Raw genomic sequence first — 25,777 nt, forward strand, 5'->3', positions numbered from 1 at the left:
TTTTTCAGTGCTAAATTTTCAATAGGTTTTATTTTGATGTAAGTAGTGTGTTTACTTGAATGGTGCCTTTAGAAATTCTAATCCATCTTTTTTAGTGAATATTTCAAAGTTAGTTTCAAGATCTCTTCGATATGTATTCTCTAATTCGTAAAGTTCACCATTTGCTCCTAAAAATGGGGCTGTTTGCAAAAATTCATCAGGTGCAAAACCAATGCAAATTAGTGGTAAGGATATTTGAGATATGTAGGCTCTATTTTTTAGTTCTTGAAATGAACCATTTCTATTTGATACGGGCCAAATTCTAGTGGCTGAGTTTCTCTTATCAATACTTGTAATGAAGCAACCTCCGTCAATATGACCATCGTGGAAGAGGTTGTTTAGTTTGTTGATGGCTCTAAAAGAACTAGCAACATTTCCTGTTTCAAATTCGATACCAATTTTATAGTGATAATTTACCTTCTCAATATCGAATAAATGTTCTATGTCATTAAGTTCTGGTATACTAAAGCATAATCTATCTACATACATCCCATAAAACATAGGGAATAATGTGTATATTACATTATTGGGTAGTTTTTTGGATTCTATATATTTAAATGCTACTTCCAGTATTTTATTTTTATCTTTTATTCTATACGCAAATCCATTATATTCAACTTTTATTAGCCCATCTATTCTTTGTTGGTTTAAACTATTTTCACCCAAACAATTAGGTAATAAGCTTAAATTATGTTGAAATTTACTGGAAATAAATGATGCAGAGTTCATTACACAAGGTGTTATTCGATTATTGCTTTGCTTTCGCATGAATGAACTATCATTGATAATGAATTTATCATTAATGGTTTTTATTTCATTTAGAGAGTGAATCACATTTCTCTTTATAACTTCTGATATAGTGGTGGGTAAAAATCCATCATCTAATTCAATTTCAGTTATCATTATCTACCTCTATATCTTTAAGAAACTCTGCTATATCCATATTTAGAACTGATAAGATCTGAAGCAATTGATAGAGGGCTATGTGTTGTTTACCATTCTCTATCCGTGATAAGGTTGCTCTATCAATACCAGTAGCATTTTGGATATCGTTTTGACTGAATCCCTTCTGTACTCTTGCTACAAGCAATCTGCTGCCAATCATAGTTGCGAAAGATTTTCTTTTTATTTTCATCCACCTATCAGCCCTGTAAGTGATTTTAGGTAAGATGGTAACAGGCTATGGTTAGTTAGGGAGTGACAGATTCTCACGACTATGAGATGCTATGTTTAAGTGAATGCTATAATAGAGTGGTTATTTTAAATGAGTTATTCGGATCAGTTTCTTAAAGCTTTAGGAGTAGTCGATGTTTCGGCTAAGTCTTATAATGAAATTAGCAAACGTACAAAAATACCGACTGACAGACTTAAATATTATAATCAAAGAAATATTATGCCCAGCGGGAAGGATCTGAGCATCCTTTGCGAAGAATTTAATATATCACCTGTGTATTTCCAATTGATGATGGGACATATGGATATGCATACATTAGAACTTATCCAAGAAAATGCTTCTATCATATTTGAGAAAATACAATCGCCAAATATAACCGTTACTGGTGAAAGTTCCTTTGAAAAAGATGTTGAACTGGTATTGCAGACCAAAAATGGTGAACTTTATAATGGGGATTGTTTAAAGGTTTCGAAAAATATTGATGCTGATTCTGTGGATATGATTTTTGCAGATCCTCCATTTAATTTAGATAAACTTTATCCATCAAAAATGAATGATAATTTAAAGGAAGAAGAATATATTAAATGGACTCATGACTGGTTAAATGAATGTATTCGCATTCTAAAACCAGGTGGTTCATTGTTCCTATGGAATCTACCTGTGTGGAACAGTAAGATAGCTAATTTTTTACATGGCAGGCTTAATTTCAAACACTGGATAGCGGTCGATATGAAAAATAATATGCCTATTCAGGGTAGGTTATATCCCTCCCATTATTCTCTTCTTTATTTTATCAAAGGAGAAAAGGCTAATGTTTTTGAGCCTGACCGATTAGCTGCACAGACTTGCCCAAAATGTTTTGGTGATCTAAAAGATTATGGTGGATATAAAAGCAAAATGAATCCACTTGGAATTAATCTAACCGATGTCTGGTATGACATTCCTCCTGTAAGACATAAAAAATATAAGAAAAGGAATGGTGCTAACGAATTAAGTATAAAAGTTTTAGATAGGGTGATCGAAATGGCCACAAAAGAAGGTGATCTAATTTTTGATCCATTTGGAGGATCAGGGACAACTTATGTAATAGCTGAGATAAAAAATCGCAGATGGATTGGCTCTGAAATTGATGACTGCGAAATAATTAAGGATAGGTTTAGCAATCTTTCTGAAGATAAAGAACACTTAGTCGAGGTACGAGGTAAGCTTAATTCTTTGTTTCCTTCGACTATTAAAAGAGAAAGAGAGAAGCGGGGATTGTGGACTGTTGAAAGTGTAAGAATGAAAGATGACGGCAAAAAACCAGCTAACGAGCAGTTTGGTCTTCTTCAAAATGAAGAAAAATGATTTTTGAATGTCTTCTGAGTAGAGAGTAGTATACTTGCTCTCTACTGGTTATTTATTTGAAGGCTTATCTTTGCCGTAGCCTTCTCAGTTTCATTGATTCAAGAGAAAATAACAATAAGGTTGTGCTATAAATAAATCCTGAGTTAGTTAGTAACCTGAGATTTAAAGCATCGGGTTGCTCACTTAAAAAATGAAATGCATAAACCAAATAAACTGCTAATGTTGCTGTTCCAATCGTAGGGCCGATATCGCCCTGATCATGAGGTTCCAATGTGACATTGAACTTAAATATGAGCCATTCATATCCCCATGTTAAAAAGACTACCATTATCATTGCAGATAAAAGATATAGTATGTTTTCTATGTTAGGACTTTTTAATGCTGACTCTTTTTGTAATAATTCACATGCTGATAAACCAAAGAAAATAAAATAAAGCGGTCTTGAACTAAATTTTTCAAAAATCTTAAATAAAGTATCCAAGTTCATTTCTCCAAGCAATATATTTGTTGTTTTATATTACCATAATTCAAGAATCATTATAACCTGTATACAAATTATCCTATTTTTTAAATGGATGAAAAAATAAACATACGAGTTATTTTGGTGTTCTTTAAAAAATTCTTGCTAAAAATACATGAATTAACTTACATTCATAATGTTTGTCATGATTTTTTATAGTGTTCGATTATCACCAATCGGGACTGATGGTATCAATGATGGTATCATCGACAATGTGGATTGCTTTAATTACTAAAGATCATAAGGATAGTTGCGATGTTCGAGTCCGGCCTTCGCACTCACCCTCTAAATACCTCTTTCCTGTGCCACTTCACAAACCCTTCTTTTGGATAATTCTCGCGTAACATCGGTAGAGCAATCTCCTTTCCGTCGAAATCCCAGAACAGTCTGCCCACCATGCTGCTGCCATTTACTGCGGGTGACACCTGAACCCGCATACTCTCATCCAGCCCAATCGAACCTTTATCAAAGGCTTTATGGTGGATTGCACACAGCGCCAGGCCGTTTGAAATCTCGCATGGGCCGCCGTGCTGTTTCCATTTGATATGGGCGGCTTCCAGGGCGACAGAGGTGCTGTCGTGGCGCATATTGAAGCCACAAATGGCGCATTCGTAGTTATAAGCACGCAGAACCTGCTGACGGAACAGCGGGTCCCGCTGTTTGCGGATTTGCAGGATATCAAACCCCAATTCATCCGCGATCTCTTCCTGAATGCTTTCAGTGAAGTGTGCCTCGAGGATTTGCTGGGCCAGGGCGTTGATGAGGTTTTTGCTTTTTTTCAGCATGGCAAAATGTTGTTCATCAAAGCCTCCGGCAACGTTATACGTCACCAGTTCTCCGGCAGGGGGCTGTTTGCTGCTGCCGGACGTTGAACAATGCTCGGCGTTTTGTAGCTCCCAGAACCCATCTCCCTGTAAGCGCCAGAAGGGCATATCCGGGCGGTACTGCGCGCGCTGTGGTCCAAATCGCTCCAGCAGGTTATGCAACGGGTCGCGAACTTCCGAACCGTAGTCAAACAGGCGACCGTGACCTTGCTGATAACCCGCCAGCACATGAAGCAGCAGCAGAGGCTTGTGCGGCGCACGCTGCTCGCCTTTACGCCAGATGGTGATGTCGGCAATTGCCTGTTGCAGGGTTTTACTGGAAGTCATTGATTTCATTATCAGGTAAATAATTGCGATGATGCTCGCAAAATATCACCTGATCAAGGGGAGTGAGGCCGATACACTATCGACGTCACTTTATCGCTTGCCGTTATTTCAGAAAGCCTTTGGTTAAAGGAACCTGACCCATGAATGAACTACCTGACATACTGCCTCGCGAGTACATCATCAAGGCTATTCACGCCTATGACGCGGGTTTTTCGCATCGTTTCAAAGAGGCACGGCTTTACGAGCTGGAATTTCAGGGGCGTCGCTATCCGTCAAAAGCCATTGCCGGAATTGCAGCGACGCTTTTGACGGGCAAAGCGTTTACGCCTCAGGATTTCTCCGGCGGTATCAGTTCGAAATGCGTCAGATTATTAACTGAGCAAGGTTTTCATATTGTTCGGGATAAAAATCTCGCAGCAACGGTGAGCGACACTATCTTCCCTGAGGAGCTCGAGGCGCAAACTGAATATATAGAGGGGGCGGCGACTCAGGTGACCGTGAATCGCTATGAGCGCGACCGCAATGCCCGACAGGTGGCGCTTCGCCATCATGGCTGTCAGTGCAAAGTGTGTGGCATCGATATGTCAAAGGTCTACGGTAAGATTGCCGAAGGGTTTATTCATGTTCATCACCTGGTACCCTTATCGGTAATTAAAAAAGACTACCGCCTTGATCCCATCAATGACCTGATCCCCGTGTGTCCAAATTGTCATACCATGCTGCACCGGCGCATACCGCCATATACCCCAGAAGAACTGAAAAATATGCTGTGCTAAAGGCTCAAAAAAGGCGCCCCCAGACGCCTTTACCTCAATCCATCACCCTTTCGACCCTTTCCCCGCAATCACCCCGATAAACTCCAGCACCTGCTTTTGCTTGCGCGCGGAGAGCTTTTCCACGGCGCGCAAGGATTTCATCAGTTCTGACTCTTCAGGTTCGGCGGCGCGGGCGGTTAACACAATGCAGCCCTGCATTACGCGCACATCGACACTGGTGCCGGTGTCGAATCCGGCGGCTTTGAGCCACTGGCCCTTCATCACGATGGACGGAAACTGGACGTATTTTACCGGTGTGCGGCTGTAATCAGGATAACGACTCGCATAACCCACCTTCAGGCGACGGTTATCTGCGGCGTGCACTTCTGGATCAAATGAAACTGCAATACAATGCGTATCAGTCATGGTCGCTATTCCTCGATAATAGTTACTGTGATTAGCGATGCGCTGGTGTTGGCGCACCTTCGCATCGCGCTAATAAAACCCCTGTAAATAACGCCAGTATCTTGGGTGAAGTCCAGATGTAAATAAGATGAAATAAGCACGAATAGCACACTTTCGGAATAAATAGAAAACCCCTTCACCCCAATAAATCCGGTATTATTCACCGTATAAATTCATTCCCTATTGCACGCCTCAATATCTCCACGTTCCAGAAAACAACATCGGTTGGCATCTGGCAGAAATGAGATCTAACTCACTGAAGTAAATAGCAAACTCTGAAGCAACTACGTTTTGTACACTTTGCTTTACACTTTTAGTGATATGAATCACAAATATAAGCCCGTGAAGTGATCCGACTCTCACAAAATGGGGTGTACTCATTCACCAATACATAATGAGAACAGCCTGGAAAGTTAAGTTTTCAGTATTTCACCTCTCCAGTGACATGCAACGGTGAAGGGCAAATCAACACGCAGAAAAAAACTTGTTGAATATGAACGGGTAAAAAAACAACGTGTGATTTGCATCACTCACATTTACAGCTTTTTAAATTATTGCCAGTGATTAATGTTGACCGTGCTATTTCCATAATCAATCAAATCTTGCATAGTGCCTGCACATTATTTCTCCCCCTGGTTCAGGAGGCGAATAGTTATATTTCATCAAGGCTTACTGATGAACCCGATATGCTTTACTTCACATTAATACGTACATGACCACTGTTACTGGAGAAACAAAATGAATTATCCGGCAGAACCCTTCCGTATTAAAAGCGTTGAAACTGTATCTATGATCCCGCGTGATGAGCGCCTTAAGAAAATGCAGGAAGCGGGTTACAATACTTTCCTGTTAAACTCGAAAGATATTTATATTGACCTGCTGACCGACAGTGGCACCAACGCGATGAGCGATAAGCAGTGGGCCGGAATGATGATGGGTGATGAAGCCTACGCGGGTAGCGAAAACTTCTATCATCTGGAAAGAACTGTTCAGGAACTGTTTGGCTTTAAACATATTGTTCCTACTCACCAGGGCCGCGGTGCAGAAAACCTGTTATCGCAACTGGCAATTAAACCGGGGCAATATGTTGCCGGTAATATGTATTTCACCACCACCCGTTATCACCAGGAAAAAAATGGTGCGGTGTTTGTCGATATCGTGCGTGACGAAGCACACGATGCCGGTCTGAATATTGCATTCAAAGGTGATATCGATCTTAAAAAATTACAAAAGCTGATTGATGAAAAAGGCGCAGAGAATATTGCCTATATCTGCCTGGCGGTCACGGTAAACCTTGCGGGTGGGCAGCCGGTCTCGATGGCGAACATGCGCGCGGTGCGTGAACTGACGGCAGCACACGGCATTAAAGTGTTCTACGACGCCACCCGCTGCGTAGAAAACGCCTACTTCATCAAAGAGCAAGAGCAGGGCTTTGAGAACAAGAGCATCGCAGAGATCGTGCACGAGATGTTCAGCTATGCCGACGGTTGTACCATGAGTGGTAAAAAAGACTGTCTGGTCAACATCGGCGGTTTCCTGTGCATGAACGATGACGAAATGTTCTCTTCTGCCAAAGAGTTAGTCGTGGTCTACGAAGGGATGCCATCCTACGGCGGTCTGGCCGGACGCGACATGGAAGCCATGGCGATTGGCCTGCGTGAAGCGATGCAGTACGAGTATATCGAGCACCGCGTGAAGCAGGTTCGCTATCTGGGCGACAAGCTGAAAGCCGCTGGTGTACCGATTGTTGAACCGGTAGGCGGTCACGCGGTATTCCTCGATGCGCGTCGCTTCTGCGAGCATCTGACTCAGGACGAGTTCCCGGCGCAAAGCCTGGCGGCGAGCATCTATGTGGAAACCGGCGTACGCAGTATGGAGCGCGGTATTATCTCTGCGGGTCGTAATAATGTGACCGGTGAACACCACAGACCGAAACTGGAAACCGTGCGTCTGACTATTCCGCGCCGCGTTTATACCTACGCGCATATGGATGTCGTGGCTGACGGTATTATTAAACTTTACCAGCACAAAGAAGATATTCGCGGGCTGAAGTTTATTTACGAGCCGAAGCAGCTGCGCTTCTTTACTGCACGCTTTGATTATATCTAAATTATTTTTATGGCCCCATCACCTGATGGGGCTTTTTTGTTTTCTTTTTCCATGAACAGGAAGCCTTTGCGGTGCCCGTTACCGTGACATAACGAAAAGAAGCAAACCCTGACTCCGACATTTTTATTATCCGCATGATGTACAAATGACAGCTGTAATTATAACGAATAGTCTACAGGAACATTTATCATGGATATTAATGCCATTGAGCGACAGAGTAGTACCCCCGGACTGATTAGCGGAACCATGTTGGTTATCGCAACCGTTGTGGGTGGCGGGATGTTTTCCCTGCCGATTGCGATGGCCGGCGTATGGTTTCCCGGTGCCTCTGTTATTCTTCTTTTTATTGCCATCATGATGTTATTAACCGGTCTGATGCTGGTCGAAGTTAACCTGCATTATGGCGCTGGTGCCAGTTTTAATACCTTTACCTAGGATTTATTAGGCCGAAAGTGGAATATCGTAGTCGGTATCGCTTTCGGCTTTGTGCTGTATATTCTGACCTATGCCTATATTTCTGGTTCGTCGGCAGTGATGGCGCAAACCGTGTTCAAATACAGCGGCGTGCGCTTTCCGGCGAATATCTCGGTGGTGATTGTCAGTATGCTGGTCGGGGCGATTGCCTGGTACAGCTCACTGCTGGTTGGACGCATCACCACCGTGTTGATTATCGGTAAATTTATCGCGTTCTTTGCCACCTTCTCCGGGCTGGTGGGTCATATCGAAGTGGCGAAGCTCGTGGACAGCGTGGCGGTAGCGCTGCCGAATTCGCAGTACCTGCCGTACATTCTGATGACGCTGCCGTTCTGTATTATCTCGTTTGGTTTTCACGGTAACGTGCCGAGCCTGGTCAAACTGTATGGCAAGGGCGGTATCTCACATATTACGCGTTCTATTATCATCGGTACGCTGTTTGCCCTGCTGCTGTATATCTTCTGGCTGGGTGTCACGATGGGCAACATCAGCCGTTCCTCGTTCCCGCCGATTATCGCCAAAGGTGGCAATATTGATGTCTTTGTCGAGGCCATCAGCGGGTTGTTCACCAGCCGCTATATGGACCTGATCCTGACCTTCTTCGGCAACTTCGCGGTGGCCAGTTCCCTGCTGGCGGCAACCCTTGGTCTGTTCGATTACATCGCCGACCTGTTTCACTTCCCGGATAACGGCGTGGGCCGCCTGAAAACTGCGCTGGTGACCTATTTCCCGCCAGCCGCCGTGTGCTTCTTCTTCCCGAACGGTTTTGTGCACGCGATTGGCTACGCCGGTCTGGCCTTTACCATCTGGAGTGTGATCCTGCCGCCGTTCCTGGTGAAAGCCGCGCGGAAGCGTTTTCCGACGGCCACGTATACAGCGCCCTGCAACAACACCGTGCTCAACCTGGTGATTATCTGCGGAGCGGTTGTCTACCTGACGGTTGTTCTGGACGTATTGGGTCTGCTGCCAACGTTTCGTTAGACGGAGTCAAAATGAAAAACGTGTTGTCTGTTCAGTCGTCAGTCGTTTATGGCTATGCCGGGAACAAGGCCGCGGTGTTGCCGATGCAGCTCTCGGGGATCGATGTCTGGCCGTTTTACACCGTACAGTTTTCTAACCATACCCAGTACGGGATATGGCAGGGGATGGCGATGCCGCCCGGTGAGCTGAGTGCGATCATCAGCGGGCTGGACGATCTGCAAAAACTCGCCCAGTGCGATGCCGTGTTGTCGGGTTATCTCGGTGATAAACGTCATTGCGAGGAGGTAAAGCACGCGGTCACCACTCTTCGTCAGCGTAACCCGCAGGCGCTCTACTTTTGCGATCCGGTGATGGGCGATCCGCAAAAAGGCTGCATTGTCGCGCAGGGCGTGGAGTCCTTTTTTGTCGATGACGCGATCCAACTGGCCGACATAATGGGGCCAAATCTCTATGAACTGGGTGTGCTGACGGGCAGACAGCTGCGTAGTTTTGACGAAGTGGTGGAAGCGGCGCAGCAGCTGGTGGCGTGGGGTGTGAAGAAGGTGCTGGTGAAACATCTCGGCGACTGCTCGCGTGATAATCAGACGTTTGAAATGCTGCTGGTGACGCCGGAACAGACGTTACACATTGCCAGACCGCTGTATACCTTTGCCAAAATGCCGGTGGGTGTTGGGGATCTGATTTGCAGTGTGATGCTGGCCTCACTGCTCAATGGTTATGCGGACAAGCTGGCGCTGGAGCGGACCACCAGTGTTGTCGATGCGGTGATGCGGCTGACGAAAGAGCGAGACTCGTATGAACTGCGGCTGATAGACGCGCGTCATCAGATTATGGACCCACAGGTTCGCTATCTGGCAACGGTGATCTGACGCCGCAAGGGGGCTATGTGTTTCTGACATTGCTGCGGTTTCAGCATCCGTTGGTCTACCGTTTTGCGTGGCTTCGTCTGTGGATCAGGGTGTTAAGAGCGTGCAAACTGCGAAAGTGAAAGGGGCGTGTTTACGCTGCTGCCGGATGCGGCGCTTACGCCTTATCCGGCCTATACATGAGTGTGAAACGTAGGCCGGGTAAGCGAAGCGCCATCTGGCGTTACACGCGGAAGTAGCGTGGTGGAATCAACGCAGAGAAAGCGTCGAACTTCTTCACCATCTTTTTCCAGAACAACATAACAACTATCCTCGATTTGAAACATCGGCGCTATTTTAGTCAGCGCCGACAAATCGTAAAGCCAATGGCGTCGTTCCGATCTCAAGGCGGTGTAAACCTTTTTGGTCACTATGCCGTCAAAAACGATTGCCGCGAATTTGACGGGGTTGACAATGGATTACGCCATAAACCAGTAATAAAAGAGACCGACTTTCAGGCCGAGGATCACAATGTAGGCGCAGCAGTATTTCATAGTGCCGGACATTATCTGGTTGGCCTGACCGTCCATTTTGGTGGCCGAAACCGCAATGGCGATGCTTTGCGGCGAGATCATTTTCCCACCCGTTGCGCCAGAGGTGTTAGCCGCCGCCAGCCAGTTGGGATCGATATGCAGTTTACTGGCGGCAATGGTTTGCAGTTTACCAAACAGAATATTCGAGTTGGTGTCGCTGCCGGTCACAAACGTGCCCAGTGCGCCGATGACCGGGGCAAGGAAAACGTACGAACTGCCGGTCAGATCGACAATCGACTGGGCCAGCGTGGAGATAATCCCGCTGAGATCCATCACCGTGGCCAGCGCGACGATCGCCATAATCGCGACGATAGAGTTTTTAAGCTGGAAAATAGTTTTGATAAATACTTCCAGCATCCCGCGTGCAGATGCTCCCTGAATAAAACCACCGATAATGGTCGCAAAGATGATCAACATTCCTGGTGTGGTCACCCATTCCACTTTCAGCGCCAGGGTTTGGCCATCGGCCAGCGTGAAATGCAGCACGGAGGCCAGTTGTGACGCTGCGGCTTTTACTGACGGGAACAACGGTGAGCACAACAGGATAAACACGAAAATGAACAGATAAATAGAGCCAACGCGGAACAACACTTTTGCCGAGCGCGGTGTGGTTTCGCGGGTATGGCTGACTTCAATTCGCCACTCGGGATCGGTTTTCCCTTTGCGCAGGCGACTGGCAATGGCCACAGCAAACAGGCTGACCAGGCTACCGGCAAAGGCGGGTAATTCCGCGCCAAGATGAATAGCGACAAAATATTGCGGAACCAGCGTGGTGATGCCACAAATCAGCGTGATCAGAAATACGCCGCGAATAGCCTTCAGGCCGCCGCCAATAATACAAATAATCACAAACGGCAGCAGGATATTAAACAGCGCGAGCTGCAGAATAATGGTTCCGCCTAAGGTATAAACCGGCAGGTTAACCTGTTCCGCCAGAATAGAAACCGGGATCCCGACTGCACCGAATGCAGTGGGAACGGTATTTGCCACCAGGGAGGCAATCGCCGCCTTCAGCGGGTTGAATCCCAGCGCGATAAGAATGCCGATCGGAATGGCGACCGCCGTGCCATAACCCGCCGCGGCTTCCAGGAACCCGCCAAAACACCATGAAATCAGCAGCACCTGAATACGCTTATCTTCGCTAATGCTGGCGAGAATATCGCGCAGAATATCCAGCGCTTTGGTTGCCTGCATGACGTTATAACTAAAGATAGCGCCGAGGATCACAATCACGATCGGCCATAATCCCTTCAGTGCGCCATAGCCTATCGCGGCTTTCAGATTCTGTACCGGCATCGCCCAGAATATCGCTGATAGCGCGGCGGTGAATACCAGAGAGATCAACACAGAATAATGGATGGGCATTTTCAATTTCAGTATTAAAAATACCATTAGCAGTAAAGGAGAGAGTGCCAGGGCAAACATAAAATATTCGTTCATTATTATTCCTGCTTGGTTCATTAAACCTGATTTATATTTATGGCGGAAAGGCTACATTGGCGTATAAATAAAATATGCAAACTGAATCGCTTCAGTGAATAAAGTAATTATGATTAATGGTTTTGTAACTATTGTAATCTTTTAATTAAATACTGCTGCCATACAAATATACTTAAGAGTAAGGTGAATACCTATAAGTAGTTATTTAATAACCTTTTTAATAATGATAGTGACGAGGTTAGTCATCACCTGAAACTGTTTTTAAGGTTTTAATGACGCTATGGTTTCCAATATAAAAATGTGAGCAAGGCCGAAAGAAATAAACATGGGTATTGCATATGCTTGTTGATTAGAGGATTATTTGGTTTTGTCATACAAATGAAAATACAGACGTTTGCGATTGTCCTGATATAAGAAGCGGAGAGTCGCCACCAACGGAAAACGATCCGGGCATCACTATGAACTCAGTCATTAGTAAAACCAAAAAACCAAAAAACCGAAAAACTGAGCGTGATACACGGCTGAACCTTTGCTTGATATAGCGATATCAAGCGCAATAAACAGAAATGAAGCAATGGAGTAGTTATTGTGAATGTAAATTTCTTTGTCACCTGTATTGGTGATGCACTGAAATCACGGATGGCACGAGACTCCGTATTGCTGCTGGAAAAACTGGGCTGCCGCGTGAATTTCCCTGAAAAACAGGGGTGCTGTGGTCAGCCAGCGATTAACAGCGGTTATATCAAAGAAGCGATCCCAGGGATGAAAAACCTGATCGCCGCCCTGGAAGACAACGACTACCCGATTATCTCCCCGGCAGGCTCTTGTACCTACGCGGTAAAAAGCTATCCGACCTATCTGGCGGATGAACCCGAATGGGCGCTACGTGCTGAGAACGTTGCCGCTCGTATGCAGGATCTGACCTCTTTTATCGTTAACAAACTGGGCGTGGTGGATGTCGGCGCCAGCCTGCAGGGCCGGGCGGTGTATCACCCTTCCTGTAGCCTGACCCGCAAGCTGGGTGTAAAGGATGAGCCGCTCACGCTGCTGAAAAATGTGCGTGGGCTGGAATTACTGACCTTTGCCGATCAGGACACTTGCTGCGGGTTTGGCGGAACATTCTCGGTCAAAATGGCTGAGATATCGGGCGAGATGGTGAAAGAAAAAGTCTTACATCTGATGGATGCGAAGCCGGAATATTTGATCGGGGCTGATGTCAGTTGCTTGCTCAACATTGGCGGCCGACTGCAGCGTGAAGGGCAACCGGTCAAAGTGATGCATATTGCTGAAGTGCTGATGAGCCGCTGAGGGGAATGAGATGTCGATTAAAACCAGCGATGTAGAGTTTAAACTGCGCATTCGTCAGCAGATAGAAGATCCGATCATGCGCAAAGCCGTGGCCAATGCGCAGGAGCGTATCGGCGCGAATCGCCAGAAAATGGTCGATGAATTAGGCCACTGGGAAGACTGGCGCGATCGTGCCAGCCAGATCCGCGATCACGTTCTGAGCAACCTCGACGCTTACCTGTATCAGCTCTCAGAAAAAGTGACGGAAAACGGCGGCCACGTCTATTTTGCCAAAACGAAAGAAGAGGCCACCCGCTACATTTTGCAGGTCGCGCAGAGTAAAAATGCGAAGAAGGTGGTGAAGTCCAAGTCGATGGTGACCGAAGAGATCGGCGTCAACCATGTGCTGCAGGATGCCGGGATCCAGGTGATCGAAACCGACCTGGGTGAATACATTCTGCAACTGGATCAGGACCCGCCTTCGCACGTCGTGGTTCCGGCTATTCATAAAGATCGTTATCAGATCCGCCGCGTGTTGCACGAGCGCCTGGGATACGATGGCCCGGAAACGCCAGAAGCGATGACCTTGTTCATCCGCCAGAAGATCCGCGAGGATTTCCTGAGTGCTGAAATTGGCATTACCGGTTGTAACTTTGCCGTCGCGGAAACCGGTTCTGTTTGCCTGGTGACCAACGAAGGCAACGCGCGGATGTGTACCACGTTGCCGAAAACGCACATTGCGGTGATGGGGATGGAGCGTATCGCGCCGACGTTCGCCGATGTGGATGTGCTGATCACCATGCTGGCGCGCAGTGCTGTAGGGGCTCGTCTGACAGGCTATAACACCTGGCTGACCGGCCCGCGTGAGGCGGATAACGTTGATGGACCAGAAGAGTTCCACCTGGTAATTGTCGATAACGGCCGTTCGCAGGTGCTCGGTTCTGAGTTTCGTGATGTACTGCGCTGCATACGCTGTGGGGCCTGTATGAACACCTGTCCGGCCTACCGCCATATTGGTGGACACGGGTATGGCTCAATCTATCCCGGTCCTATCGGCGCGGTGATTTCTCCGTTGCTCGGCGGCTATAAAGATTTCAAAGATCTGCCGTATGCCTGTTCGCTCTGCACGGCCTGCGACAGCGTTTGTCCGGTACGTATTCCGTTGTCAAAACTGATCCTGCGTCATCGTCGCGTTATGGCTGAAGAGGGTATTACCCCGAAAGCCGAGCGCCGGGCGATAAAAATGTTCGCGTATGCCAATAGTCATCCAGGGCTTTGGAAAGTGGGGATGATGGCGGGCGCGCATGCGGCGAGCTGGTTTATCAATGGCGGTAAAACGCCGCTCAAGGTTGGCGCGATTGGTGACTGGATGGAGGCGCGCGATCTGCCTGATGCTGACGGCGAGAGCTTCCGCAGCTGGTTTAAGAAACATCAGGCGCAGGAGAAAAAGAATGGATAACCGTACCGCGTTTTTAAACACTATCGCCCAGGCGCTGGGCCGCCCGTTGCGCTTCGAACCGCAAGCGGATGCCGCGCCGGTGAACAACTATGCCAACGAGCGCCTGACCGAACTTAGCCCGCAGCAGCGCTGCGATGCGTTTATCCAGTTTGCCAGCGAGGTCATGCTGGCACATTGTGAACTGACCAGTGAGGCGCAGGCTGCGGAAACGGCATTACGGCTGTGTGCCGGGTTAGGACAACAACCGGTGGTGCTCAGTGGTGACAACCGGTTGGTGGAACTGGGGATAACCGAACGCTTGCAGCAGGAATGCAACGCCGTGGTCTGGGACCCGGCTCGCGGGGCAGAGAATATTACCCTGGCCGAGCAGGCGAAAGTCGGTGTGGTGTATGCCGAGTACGGCTTAACGGAGTCCGGCGGCGTGGTGCTGTTTTCCGCACCGGAGCGCGGGCGCTCCCTGAGCCTGTTGCCGGAGTCCTCGATTTTCGTGCTGCGTAAAAGCACCCTCCTGCCGCGCGTGGCGCAGCTGGCAGAAAAACTGCATCAGAAGGCGCAGGCCGGTGAGCGGATGCCGTCGTGTATTAACATCATCAGTGGACCCAGCTCGACGGCGGATATTGAGCTTATCAAGGTGGTTGGGGTGCATGGCCCGGTGAAGGCGGTGTATCTGATTATTGAGGATTGTTGAGGCAGGATGGAAAACCGCTCTGGCGCTATAGGCCAGAGCGGTATCGATGTTATGCAATCATGCTGATGATCAACACGATTATCAACCCAACCACGGAGTTCACCAGCTCCAGCAGACCCCAGGTTTTCAACGTGTCTTTCACTGACAGGTCAAAGTAACCTTTGAACAGCCAGAACGAGGCATCGTTGATATGCGTCAGGGTGTTAGAACCCGCCGCAGTGGCCAGCACCAGTAACGCCGGATCGACACCCACCAGTTGACCGGTTGCCGGGTCGAGGATTGCTGCGCTAATAATCCCCGCCGCCGTCATTGCCGACACCACGCCCTGGCCGGTTGCCAGACGGATCAGCACGGTGATCAGCCACGCCATGATATACGGAGAAATATTGCCGTGTGACATCAGCATGCCGATCGTATCACCAATACCAGTATCGATAATGGTTTGCTTCAGTACACCACCCGCGCCGATGATCAGGATCACCATGGCGATGCTTTTCACTGCGTTTTCAAAGGCGTTCATGACCCACTGCATGTCATGGCCGCGTGCGGTACCAAACAGCACGAAGGCGACAATCATGGCAATGAACATTGCGATTGGGGAAGAGCCTAAGAAGTTGACCACTTCCCACGCTTGTGTCCCTTTGACCAGCCAGATGTTAGCGATGGTGGTGGAAATCATGATGATCGCCGGGATCAGCGGTACCAGAATCGACACACCGAATGATGGCAGGTTGTTCTGGTCAACCGGTACATCGGCTTTCATAAATGAAGGCGTTGGGCGTTCAAGGTTACCGAGGAATTTCGGCAGGATCAGACCCGCGCAGATAACGCTCGGAATAGTGACCAGAATACCGTAGATATAGACCATACCCATGTCGGCACCATAGGCGTTTACCAGTGCCACCGGGCCCGGCTGCGGCGGGAACAGTGAGTGTGCGGTGGTCGCTGCAGCGACGGCCGGAATGGCCAGTTTCAGGAACGGGATCTTCGCTTCTGCGGCAATGACGATCACCAGCGGCGCCAGCATAATAAAGGCAACTTCGTAGAACATCGCCAGGCCGAAGATCAGGCCGATAATGATCACCGATAGCTGCACATAACGCAGGCCGAGTCGCGCCAGCAGCGTATGGGCAATCTGATGTGCCGCCCCGGAATCGACCATCAGTTTACCGATGACCGCACCGAACACCACGATAATTGCCAGTTCACCCAACGTACTGCCGAAACCGGATTTCATGGTGTGCAGCAGCTCCATTAAATCCATCCCCGCCAACATGCCGACAGAGAGTGCCGCCAGTAGCAGGGCGACCATTGAGTTTATTTTGAAACGCAAATTGAGCACCAGCATGAGGCCGATGCCGAATACAACCCACAGAATATTGAGAACGTGCATAAAACGTCTACCTTGTTTTGGTTGAACTATTATGATTTTGGTTGAGATGTTACACATATTGGTTAACCATTGATGCGATGAATGTCACAATCCATATTCAATGTTGACATTGATAACAGACTGTTCCCTTTCAGGCCGCGCCTTGCAGGTCCTTTCCTCTAAACTTCATCACGTTACCTCACTATTCGTGTCAGACCACTGATACCGTTTTTGTGATTTGGTTAACCAATTTTGTTGTTTAGGTTGACATGTAGGGGCGAAAGGTAGAATTTATGCACCATGTCGTCCGGTTTGTTGGCGTAATGCGTTGAGCACTCCGGCAGTTGAGTAAGTCGTGGCTCGCGGTGTTTGCGTCGGGGGCCAACAATGTGAAGAGGTTAAAAAGCATGGAACAGACATGGCGCTGGTATGGTCCTAACGATCCGGTTTCTTTAGCAGATGTGCGTCAGGCAGGCGCTACCGGCGTTGTTACCGCCTTGCACCATATCCCGAACGGGGAAGTGTGGTCAGTTGAGGAAATCGAAAAACGCAAAGCTATCGTTGAACAGGCGGGGCTGGTCTGGTCGGTTGTCGAAAGTGTGCCGATCCACGAAGACATTAAAACCCGTTCCGGTAACTATCTGCAGTGGATTGCCAACTACCAACAGAGTCTGCGCAACCTGGCGCAGTGTGGTATTCGCACCGTGTGCTACAACTTCATGCCAGTACTCGACTGGACGCGTACCGATCTGGAATATGTCCTGCCGGACGGCTCCAAAGCATTGCGCTTTGACCAGATTGAATTCGCAGCCTTTGAGATTCATATCCTTAAACGTCCCGGAGCAGAAGCAGACTATACCGCTGAAGAGGTCGCTCAGGCTCAGGAACGCTTCACCACCATGACCGAAGAAGATAAAGCGCGTCTGACCCGTAATATCATCGCCGGTCTGCCGGGGGCGGAAGAAGGTTATACCCTTGACCAGTTCCGTCAGCACCTTGAGCGCTACAAAGATATCGATAAAGCCGCGCTGCGCGAAAACTTTGCCGTCTTCCTGAAGGCGATTATTCCGGTTGCTGAAGAAGTCGGTGTGCGCATGGCGGTACACCCGGACGATCCGCCGCGCCCGATCCTCGGCCTGCCACGCATTGTTTCTACCGTGGAAGATATGCAGTGGATGGTTGATACGGTAAGCAGCATGGCGAACGGTTTCACTATGTGCACCGGCTCTTACGGTGTTCGTGCGGACAACGATCTGGTTGATATGATCAAACAGTTTGGCCCACGCATTTACTTCACTCACCTGCGTTCCACGCTGCGTGAAGATAACCCGAAAACCTTCCATGAAGCGGCGCATCTCAATGGTGACGTGGATATGTATGAAGTGGTGAAAGCGATTGTTGAAGAAGAGCATCGCCGTAAAGCCGAAGGTAAAGAAGATTTGATTCCGATGCGCCCGGATCACGGTCACCAGATGCTGGATGACCTGAAAAAGAAAACGAACCCAGGCTACTCCGCGATTGGTCGCCTGAAAGGGCTGGCGGAAGTGCGCGGCGTTGAGATGGCTATCCAGCGCGCTTTCTTTAGCCGCTAAATCAGACTGGCCGGCAACCTGTCGGGCCGGCTTTTTCTTTTCTCTTCCCGTCGGCATTTCCGACGGGTTCTGGAGTTCACGATGACAACGACAATTGCCAATAGCAACCTGCCGGTTGCGCGCCCTGCATGGGATAACTCGCGCCTGCAATCCCGTATTGTTCACCTGGGATGCGGTGCTTTTCACCGTGCGCATCAGGCTCTGTACACGCATTACCTGCTGGAAACTACGGACAGCGACTGGGGGATCTGTGAAGTTAACCTGATGCCGGGTAACGACTGTGTACTGATTGAAAATCTGCAAAAACAACAGCTGCTGTATACCGTGGCGGAAAAAGGCGCGGACAACACCGTACTGAAAGTGATTGGCTCGATGAAAGAAGCCATGCACCCGGATCTTGACGGCTGCGACGGCATTTTGCGTGCGATGGCGCGTCCACAGACGGCGATTGTCTCGTTGACGGTAACCGAAAAAGGTTACTGTACGGATGCCGCCAGCGGTCAGTTAGATCTCAATAACCCGTTGATTAAGCACGATCTGGCGAATCCGGCTGCGCCGAAATCGGCAATTGGCTATATCGTGCAGGCGTTGCATCTGCGTCGTGAGCAGGGTCTGCCGGCATTTACCGTGATGTCCTGCGACAACGTGCGTGAAAATGGCCACGTGGCGAAAGTTGCGGTACTGGGGCTGGCGCAGGCGCGCGATCCACAACTGGCGAAGTGGATTGAAACGCATGCGACCTTCCCATGCACCATGGTGGATCGCATTGTTCCGGCGGCGACGCCAGAGACGTTGCAGGAGATTGCCGATCAACTGGGCGTTTACGATCCGTGCGCCATCGCCTGCGAACCGTTCCGTCAGTGGGTGATTGAAGACAACTTCGTGAACGGTCGCCCTGACTGGGATAAAGTCGGCGCGCAGTTTGTTGCCGATGTCGTGCCGTTTGAAATGATGAAACTGCGCATGCTTAATGGCAGCCACTCTTTCCTTGCGTATCTGGGCTATCTCGGTGGTTATGAAACGATTGCCGATACCATGACCAACCCGGCGTACCGCAAAGCCGCGTTTGCATTGATGATGCAGGAGCAGGCACCCACACTGTCGATGCCGGAAGGCACCGATCTCCATGCGTATGCGACCCTGCTGATCGAGCGTTTCAGCAATCCATCCCTGCGCCATCGTACCTGGCAGATTGCTATGGATGGCAGCCAGAAACTGCCGCAGCGCCTGTTGGATCCTGTTCGTCTGCACCTACAAAACGGCAGCGACTGGCGGCACCTGGCGCTTGGTGTGGCGGGCTGGATGTGCTATACCCATGGCGTGGATGAGCAGGGGCAGACAATTGACGTTGTCGACCCGATGCTGGCGGAATTCCAGCGCATCAATCAGCAGTATCAGGGCAGTGAACGCGTTATGGCCCTGTTGGGATTAAGCGGGATCTTTGGCCATGATTTAGCGGAAAACGCTGATTTTGTGGAAGCAATTATCGAGGCTTATCAGCAACTGTGCGAGAAGGGCGCGCGCGAGTGTGTCGCAGCACTGCACGCTGACGCATAACCCCCGAACTATGACGGGTCAATCAAAATATCTGTTTGGTTGACCCGTTTTCTGTTTTTGGCTTGCCGCAAATGCTATAGTTCAGGCGACATAAAGGTTATTTGTAGGCCTGATAAGGTGCGTCCGCTGCCATCCGACCTACGGATCTGAATAAACGCATCTGACGGATAGAACATAATGAAATCGAACACTTCTCAGCAAAGACCCTACCAGGAAGTGGGTGCCATGATCCGCGATCTCATTGTCCAGACGCCATACCAACCCGGCGAGCGCCTGCCCCCGGAGCGTGAAATAGCCGAGATGCTCAATGTCACCCGTACGGTGGTGCGCGAAGCATTAATCATGCTGGAAATTAAAGGGCTGGTGGACGTGCGGCGTGGTGCCGGGATCTACGTTCTCGACAACGTTAACGCGCAGACAATCGACAGCACGGATATTAACCATTGCAATGATGCGGGGCCTTTTGAGCTGTTACAGGCACGCCAGCTATTAGAGAGCAATATCGCCGAGTTTGCTGCATTGCAGGCCACGCGCGAGGATATTGTCAAAATGCGCCAGGCATTGCTACTGGAAGAACGTGAGCTGGCCTCCAGCGAACCAAACGGCTCGGAAAGTGGCGACATGCAGTTTCACCTTGCCATTGCCGAGGCCACGCACAACAGTATGCTGGTTGAGTTATTTCGTCAGTCATGGCAGTGGCGTGAGAACAACCCGATGTGGATCCAGTTGCACAGCCATCTTGACGATACCCATTACCGTAAAGAATGGATGGGCGACCACAAGCAGATCCTGGCGGCACTCATTAAAAAAGATGCCCGCGCGGCCAAACTGGCAATGTGGCAGCATCTGGAAAACGTTAAACAGCGACTGCTGGAGTTTTCAAACGTTGATGATATCGACTTTGATGGTTATCTGTTTGATTCCTGGCCGTTGGATACTGTTAGCGCCTGATTTTTCTTCCCTTTTACAACGTGGGCCATCCCGGCCTGCGTATCACTTCATGCTGATTTCCCCTGACTATTTTCCCCGTCTGGATGCGACGTAAAATAATGTTTCCATTAATGCAGATGGCGTTTTTTGCAGCGTAATTGCGCGGCGAAAATTGACATATATCAATTAAAAACAACTTATTTTCGCGTGCAAAAAAATGCATCATTTACCTTATTTTTACCTTTTCGTGCTTATTTTTCGACAAAACAGGTCAATGCGAAGTGAGAATCACACTGATTTGCCCAACGGTTAGTGTCGTTAATATGTACTTAAAGGCGTATAAAAACAGAGGATTTAGATAAAAGTAGACATTAATCACGCTCTGTAACTTATTGGTCAGAATGATGTTTTGATTACGCAGGTTGATTACTCGTCCAGCCTCTCCCATTTTAATCAAATGAGTAAGAATAAATATTCGTAAAGTAAAAATTACATATTATTCTACAATCAAGTTATCTTTCACTTGAAATATCGTTCCACTTTTTTTGGGTTTATTAACAGTTTCATTACTATTGTGATTTTTTTTTGCCGTTGACATGTTTTTACACTGACTGCATATTTCATCGCCATAAGCGTGTTATTGCGTTCAGGAGTTAAAAATGCCTTCTCGAGATTATCCAGATATCCGAAAAGCCAGAGGAACCCGATCTAAAGATATGGTCCTTTTAAGTGCCCGTGTTGATACTTCTCTTTGGGAATATGTCCGAACACTGGCATTTGAAACGCGTAAAAGTAAACAAGACATTATTGCGGAAGCGTTAATGTTGCATCGCTCTATTAATGAGAGCAAAAGCGAAAGTTCAAAGTAGTCTCTCTCTGTTCGGGTTTTATTTAAAACCCAAAATAAAATATGTCTTGCCACTTCATTATTACCTTTATCGGTATGTTTTTTGGTGTGTTATTGGTGTTTCCCCTTAATCCATAGGGGACTTTTTTATGCAGGCGTTTTGCCTTCATAACAAAGTTGATAGCAAAATTCACAATTAAAAGTGAGTAACAACATGAAAAAGTCAGTAGTGGCATTAGCTGTAATGGCATTAGGGGTAACCTCCGTTCATGCAGCGGAAATTTATAATAAAGATGGCAACAAATTGGATCTGTACGGCAAAGTAAAAGCGGTACATTCCTGGACTGACGGTAAAGATGCTGATGGTACTTACGCGCGTCTGGGTTTTCGCGGTGAGACTCAAATTAACGATCAACTGACCGGTTACGGCCAGTTTGAAAGTCAGTTCGATGCTTCTAAAGCAGAAGGGTCACAGAATGGTGTTAATACACGTCTGGCGTTTGCTGGTCTGGATTACGGCCATGACGTTAGTTTTGACTACGGTCGTAACTACGGTATCGCTTACGATGTGGGAGCTTACACTGACACGCTTTCAGAGTTCGGCGGCGACTCCTTTGAGGATACTGACCGTTTCCTTACTACACGCACTTCTGGCGTTGCAACACTCCGCACCAAAAATCTGTTTGGTGCCGTTGATGGTCTGAACATCGGCGCGCAATACCAGGGTCAGGATGATACCAATAGCAATCCGGCTAAGCAGCACGGCAATGGTTATGGCTTCTCCCTGGGCTATGACAATATTGCGGATTCCGGCGTTTCTGCCATTGCGACCTATACCACTAACTCCGTGACTGCTGTGCAGAAACGTAGCGGCTGGGAAGGTGACAACGCTGAATTCTGGGGCGCTGGCCTGAAATATGACGCGAATGCTATCTACGTTGCAACCATGTACGGCGAGTCCCACAACCTGATTCAGGATACGGACAAAGCACAGCATTTTGAAGCGATGGCTGCCTATGTGTTTGATTTTGGCCTGCGTCCGAACGTGGCATACGTTCATGCGCGTGACAATAACAACACTGACCTGACCGAATACGTTGCGCTGGGTACTGATTACTACTTCAACAAAAACATGGTGGCCGATGTAGGTTATAAAATTAACCTGCTGGATGGCAAAAACGACGATAACCAGGTTGTGGCTGGTCTGACTTACCAGTTCTAAGTTTTTGTGATGATTGAAAAAGGCGTCTTTAGTAAGACGCCTTTTTTTATATGTTTTTAAGGCTCACATTGGTTGGTTTTGTTCCGGCTGCAGATCGCTAAATAGCCATTTCCAGATATCCACTTTTACCCATGCAACGGCACAGAGAATGAGGTAAAAAAGAGGATTATGCGTAATGGAGATACGCATGACTTCCATCAGATCTACATGTAAGTTTCCGGCTATTGCCATGTTGATAACAAAAATAGAAGCAATAGCACTGGCCAGTAAAATAATAATGGCCTGTGTTTTTGTTACCTCCGGAAACTTCCCGGAAGCCCACTGCCACAAGAAAACGGTTGTCAGCAGAAATATAATAAACAATCCGGCTGCACCAAATAGACCAAAGTTTTTATAATCGCCTACCGTGCTAATTAAACCAGCCAGAATAATCAACCCAAGTATGATTTTTTTTAACCTCGACATGTACTCTTCCCGGAAGTGTTGTTGCAATTTAATTAATATGTCCATTTTTACGCATGTGCTATCAGAAAATGTATATACGTAAAAGTGAATTATAAAGTTTTTAGAGAGGTGTTTGACGGTTATTTACAGGTTATTAAATGCTGACATTTAATTGCAGAGCAATCTGATGAAGATATCTTTATGACGTTAGCGGAGTGATGATCTTTACAGACTATACGCTGTTGTTTATATCCTGGATAATTCGAGTATATAGCCGCGTTTCACGCTAATCCGGCATGTTCAGGAGGCGGGGAACGCGGCTATACAGCGCCAGTCTCCGTTTTCCTGGCGGTAGATAGATTCGGTATGACCTGGGATCACCCATTCTTCCTCCATACCAGCAACACAGTCTATGTAGATACAGAGTCCGCAGCCACCGCGTAGCTCGCGGGGAATATCCGCCACCCGAAAGCGGACTCCTGCGGCCTGTAGCGTCTTGCGCATTTTGATGACACCAACGGTGGAATGAAACAAGAACAGCGTTTCCTTCACTGACGTTTCCCCTGACGCTGGCCTATCAGCGCAGCCCCGATTGCTCCGGCAAACTGTGCGTCGGGGTGCGTGTGTACGGGAATGCCTACATGCTCTTCAAGCATACGGGCAAAGGCATGACAGTGGCTGACTCCTCCGGTAAATAACAGCGGTGCTTGTGCTGAAAGCCGCCCGATGAAGTTTGCGCTGCGTCTGGCCATCGCGTTGATCACGCCAGCCAGAATCGCCTCTGGCGCAATGCCCGCAGAGCGCAGGCTAATGACTTCTGACTCGGCAAATACGGTACACATGCTGGTGATAGCATGCGGTTCGACGCCAGTAGTAATCGTATCCAACTGCTCTACGCTGGCTCCGAGGGTGCGTGAGATGACGTCCAGAAATCGTCCGGTTCCGGCCGCACATTTGTCATTCATTAAGAAATCGCTGAGATTACCATCGTCATCCAACTGGATGACTTTACTGTCCTGGCCACCGATATCAATGACTGTGCGGGTACCGGCAGCCAGCAATCGCGCACCAAGTCCGTGGCAGGAAATTTCAGTGACCTGTTTGTCGGCATAATCGACGAGCTGCCGTCCGTACCCGGTGAGGGTTAAAAAAGGCCTGTTCTCCAGCCCAGCCTGCAACGTTTCCCATGCCTGCGCGATCGCGTCTGCGGGGCGAAAAGGCGTTGGGCAGAGGAAGCGGCGCCTGATGACGTTACCTTCCAGCAAAATGCCTTTCGTCGCCGTGGATCCAGAATCAATCCCAATTGAGTATGTCATCCGCGTTTCTCACAGCATTTCAATGAATGCGGCGACGCGGGTACTGAGCTGGCCGATATCTGCGCTGGAGTAGTCGGTTTCAATCGCGATATAAGGAATGTTGTGCTGTTGGCGTACATGACGCTTTATCGCGAGCGATTCAACGGCGTAGGTATGGCAAGCCTGCAAAATGACATCGACGACGCCGTCAGCCTGGTACTCTTCAACCATTTGACTGAGCATTTTCAGACGTTGATCGTTAGGAGAAATACAGGAGCAGCCGATGGAAAGGTATTTATCAGTCAGCGCGTCGTAGACATCGCCGGTTTCCGCCACGCATTGTTCGGTGGCTTTTGCGCCGGTGCAGTTTTCATAACCCACGACCCAACCGCCGTTTTCTTCAATGGCACGAACGACTTTTTCTGCTGCACCGCCAATGGGGCAACCGGTGATCAGAATACGGGGTCGTGATGCCAGACGTTTTCCTGCCTGCCATTCCAGATGTACGCGCTCGGCCATGCTATTAAGCTCGTCGATCAACGCTTCTTTATCAAAGCGGAAGGTGGCGCCGTAGACGACTTTCAGAATGTCACTGCCGCTAAGTGCGGGGGGGTTAAGTTGACCCACGCGGTAGAAATTCGCCAGCGCCCGCCGTTCCTGGTTTTTGAGAATAACGGCTTCACGCAGCGCCGCTTCGGTAATGGCTGTGCCAAAACGGGCTTCGACAGCCTGTTGCAGACGCAGGATCTCGGCTTTCCATAGCGCACGGGAAGCCGCATCGCTGGCGCTGTTGGGCAGTTGCATTACATGTACCGCTTTAAATTCGGCCATGTACTCGTACATTTTCTTTTTACCATCGCAGGTGGTTTCGCCCACTACCAGGTCAGAGAAATAGAAGTAGGGGCATTTGTCGGTTTTGCCAAACCCGTAGCTGCTTTTAATTAGCGGACACAGGTTCCGCGGCAGATCTTTTTCGGCTTCTTCAATGGTTTCATCAGAGGTCGAGCATAGGGAAACGACGACCGCGCCCGCTGCCATTGCAATCTCCTGCGGCATAAAGGTGCAATAGGTCCCCACGAGCGGAATACCTTGCTCTTTAAGATCCATGACGGTGAGAAAACCTTTCTGACGGGCGTCGGAGAATTGGTTGAAAATGGCGGGTAAATCAGTGATTAGCGACATGATTTTCCT

The 25,777-nt window shown here is 48.4% G+C and carries 23 protein-coding genes and 1 pseudogene; 13 read left to right on the top strand and 11 right to left on the bottom strand.

What is annotated here, in order from left to right; genetic code table 11:
• Positions 1–51: 51 nt before the first annotated feature.
• Together OGX95_RS19315 and OGX95_RS19320 are read right to left on the bottom strand one after the other, a co-directional pair.
• Positions 52–942 (bottom strand): hypothetical protein, encoded by an 891-nt coding sequence (locus tag OGX95_RS19315; protein ID WP_286630613.1) that lies wholly within the window; start codon positions 940–942, stop codon positions 52–54.
• Positions 932–1,174, bottom strand: a complete 243-nt coding sequence (locus tag OGX95_RS19320; RefSeq protein ID WP_064358203.1) for a helix-turn-helix domain-containing protein — start codon at positions 1,172–1,174, stop codon at positions 932–934. Before OGX95_RS19320 ends, OGX95_RS19315 begins: the two co-directional genes overlap by 11 nt.
• A 129-nt stretch (positions 1,175–1,303) precedes the next feature.
• Between OGX95_RS19320 and OGX95_RS19325 the strand changes: the two genes are divergently transcribed.
• Positions 1,304–2,560, top strand: a complete 1,257-nt coding sequence (locus OGX95_RS19325) for a DNA-methyltransferase (protein ID WP_286630614.1) — start codon at positions 1,304–1,306, stop codon at positions 2,558–2,560.
• Between the two features lie 64 nt (positions 2,561–2,624).
• Here OGX95_RS19325 and OGX95_RS19330 read toward each other — a convergent pair whose 3' ends face one another.
• Together OGX95_RS19330 and OGX95_RS19335 are read right to left on the bottom strand one after the other, a co-directional pair.
• Positions 2,625–3,041, bottom strand: a complete 417-nt coding sequence (locus OGX95_RS19330; RefSeq protein WP_502872785.1) for a hypothetical protein — start codon at positions 3,039–3,041, stop codon at positions 2,625–2,627.
• 317 nt (positions 3,042–3,358) lie between these two features.
• Positions 3,359–4,231 (bottom strand): phosphorothioated DNA-binding restriction endonuclease, encoded by an 873-nt coding sequence (locus OGX95_RS19335; RefSeq protein WP_286630616.1) that lies wholly within the window; start codon positions 4,229–4,231, stop codon positions 3,359–3,361.
• Positions 4,232–4,371: 140 nt separating this feature from the next.
• On the opposite strand from OGX95_RS19335, the gene OGX95_RS19340 reads away from it, so the two are divergent.
• Positions 4,372–5,007 carry an HNH endonuclease gene (locus OGX95_RS19340; RefSeq protein ID WP_286630617.1) on the top strand — a complete coding sequence of 212 codons (636 nt, stop codon included), beginning with the start codon at positions 4,372–4,374 and terminating at the stop codon, positions 5,005–5,007.
• Between the two features lie 42 nt (positions 5,008–5,049).
• Here the strand turns inward: OGX95_RS19340 and symE are convergent, their stop codons facing one another.
• Entirely contained in the window at positions 5,050–5,412 is a 363-nt protein-coding gene (symE, locus tag OGX95_RS19345) for an endoribonuclease SymE (RefSeq protein ID WP_286630618.1), read from the bottom strand.
• Positions 5,413–6,189: 777 nt separating this feature from the next.
• Here symE and OGX95_RS19350 point away from each other — a divergent pair.
• From OGX95_RS19350 to pdxY, 3 genes and pseudogenes are all read left to right on the top strand, one after another.
• On the top strand, positions 6,190–7,560 hold the full coding sequence (locus OGX95_RS19350) for a tyrosine phenol-lyase (RefSeq protein ID WP_016155590.1): 1,371 nt from the start codon (positions 6,190–6,192) through the stop codon (positions 7,558–7,560).
• Between the two features lie 189 nt (positions 7,561–7,749).
• A pseudogene (locus OGX95_RS19355) lies at positions 7,750–9,015 on the top strand (aromatic amino acid transporter).
• 11 nt (positions 9,016–9,026) lie between these two features.
• Positions 9,027–9,884, top strand: a complete 858-nt coding sequence (gene pdxY, locus OGX95_RS19360) for a pyridoxal kinase PdxY (RefSeq protein ID WP_286630619.1) — start codon at positions 9,027–9,029, stop codon at positions 9,882–9,884.
• Positions 9,885–10,339: 455 nt separating this feature from the next.
• On the opposite strand, the gene OGX95_RS19365 is transcribed toward pdxY, so the two are convergent.
• Positions 10,340–11,893 carry an L-lactate permease gene (locus OGX95_RS19365; RefSeq protein ID WP_286630620.1) on the bottom strand — a complete coding sequence of 518 codons (1,554 nt, stop codon included), beginning with the start codon at positions 11,891–11,893 and terminating at the stop codon, positions 10,340–10,342.
• A gap of 588 nt (positions 11,894–12,481) precedes the next feature.
• Between OGX95_RS19365 and OGX95_RS19370 the strand changes: the two genes are divergently transcribed.
• Genes OGX95_RS19370 through OGX95_RS19380 form a run of 3 tightly spaced genes read left to right on the top strand, consistent with a single transcriptional unit; the run spans position 12,482 to position 15,327 of the window.
• Positions 12,482–13,201 carry a (Fe-S)-binding protein gene (locus tag OGX95_RS19370; RefSeq protein WP_286630621.1) on the top strand — a complete coding sequence of 240 codons (720 nt, stop codon included), beginning with the start codon at positions 12,482–12,484 and terminating at the stop codon, positions 13,199–13,201.
• Positions 13,202–13,211: 10 nt separating this feature from the next.
• Positions 13,212–14,639, top strand: a complete 1,428-nt coding sequence (locus tag OGX95_RS19375; RefSeq protein WP_286630622.1) for a LutB/LldF family L-lactate oxidation iron-sulfur protein — start codon at positions 13,212–13,214, stop codon at positions 14,637–14,639.
• A complete protein-coding gene (locus tag OGX95_RS19380; RefSeq protein WP_286630623.1) occupies positions 14,632–15,327 on the top strand; it encodes a LutC/YkgG family protein in 696 nt (231 codons plus the stop codon). Before OGX95_RS19375 ends, OGX95_RS19380 begins: the two co-directional genes overlap by 8 nt.
• Before the next feature lie 49 nt (positions 15,328–15,376).
• Here OGX95_RS19380 and gntP read toward each other — a convergent pair whose 3' ends face one another.
• A complete protein-coding gene (gene gntP / locus OGX95_RS19385) occupies positions 15,377–16,720 on the bottom strand; it encodes a gluconate permease GntP (protein ID WP_006686513.1) in 1,344 nt (447 codons plus the stop codon).
• A 386-nt stretch (positions 16,721–17,106) separates the two neighbouring features.
• On the opposite strand from gntP, the gene uxuA reads away from it, so the two are divergent.
• From uxuA to OGX95_RS19410, 5 genes are all read left to right on the top strand, one after another.
• On the top strand, positions 17,107–18,291 hold the full coding sequence (uxuA, locus tag OGX95_RS19390; protein ID WP_286630624.1) for a mannonate dehydratase: 1,185 nt from the start codon (positions 17,107–17,109) through the stop codon (positions 18,289–18,291).
• A gap of 81 nt (positions 18,292–18,372) precedes the next feature.
• Positions 18,373–19,848 carry a fructuronate reductase gene (locus tag OGX95_RS19395; protein ID WP_286630625.1) on the top strand — a complete coding sequence of 492 codons (1,476 nt, stop codon included), beginning with the start codon at positions 18,373–18,375 and terminating at the stop codon, positions 19,846–19,848.
• 177 nt (positions 19,849–20,025) lie between these two features.
• Positions 20,026–20,799 (top strand): Uxu operon transcriptional regulator, encoded by a 774-nt coding sequence (gene uxuR, locus OGX95_RS19400; RefSeq protein ID WP_286630626.1) that lies wholly within the window; start codon positions 20,026–20,028, stop codon positions 20,797–20,799.
• 638 nt (positions 20,800–21,437) lie between these two features.
• Entirely contained in the window at positions 21,438–21,647 is a 210-nt protein-coding gene (locus OGX95_RS19405) for a hypothetical protein (protein ID WP_286630627.1), read from the top strand.
• Between the two features lie 192 nt (positions 21,648–21,839).
• A complete protein-coding gene (locus OGX95_RS19410) occupies positions 21,840–22,847 on the top strand; it encodes a porin (RefSeq protein WP_286630628.1) in 1,008 nt (335 codons plus the stop codon).
• A gap of 63 nt (positions 22,848–22,910) precedes the next feature.
• Here the strand turns inward: OGX95_RS19410 and OGX95_RS19415 are convergent, their stop codons facing one another.
• From OGX95_RS19415 to OGX95_RS19430, 4 genes are all read right to left on the bottom strand, one after another.
• Entirely contained in the window at positions 22,911–23,312 is a 402-nt protein-coding gene (locus OGX95_RS19415) for a hypothetical protein (protein ID WP_286630629.1), read from the bottom strand.
• A 279-nt stretch (positions 23,313–23,591) separates the two neighbouring features.
• Entirely contained in the window at positions 23,592–23,843 is a 252-nt protein-coding gene (locus OGX95_RS19420) for a putative Se/S carrier protein (protein ID WP_271442259.1), read from the bottom strand.
• A complete protein-coding gene (yjiL, locus tag OGX95_RS19425) occupies positions 23,840–24,607 on the bottom strand; it encodes a putative 2-hydroxyacyl-CoA dehydratase activator YjiL (protein ID WP_286630630.1) in 768 nt (255 codons plus the stop codon). Before yjiL ends, OGX95_RS19420 begins: the two co-directional genes overlap by 4 nt.
• A gap of 9 nt (positions 24,608–24,616) precedes the next feature.
• Positions 24,617–25,768, bottom strand: coding sequence for a double-cubane-cluster-containing anaerobic reductase (locus OGX95_RS19430; RefSeq protein WP_286630631.1), 1,152 nt, complete (start codon positions 25,766–25,768; stop codon positions 24,617–24,619).
• Positions 25,769–25,777: the final 9 nt, after the last annotated feature.

Origin of the sequence: Citrobacter sp. Cu233, assembly GCF_030332225.1 — a bacterium.
GTDB lineage: Bacteria > Pseudomonadota > Gammaproteobacteria > Enterobacterales > Enterobacteriaceae > Citrobacter.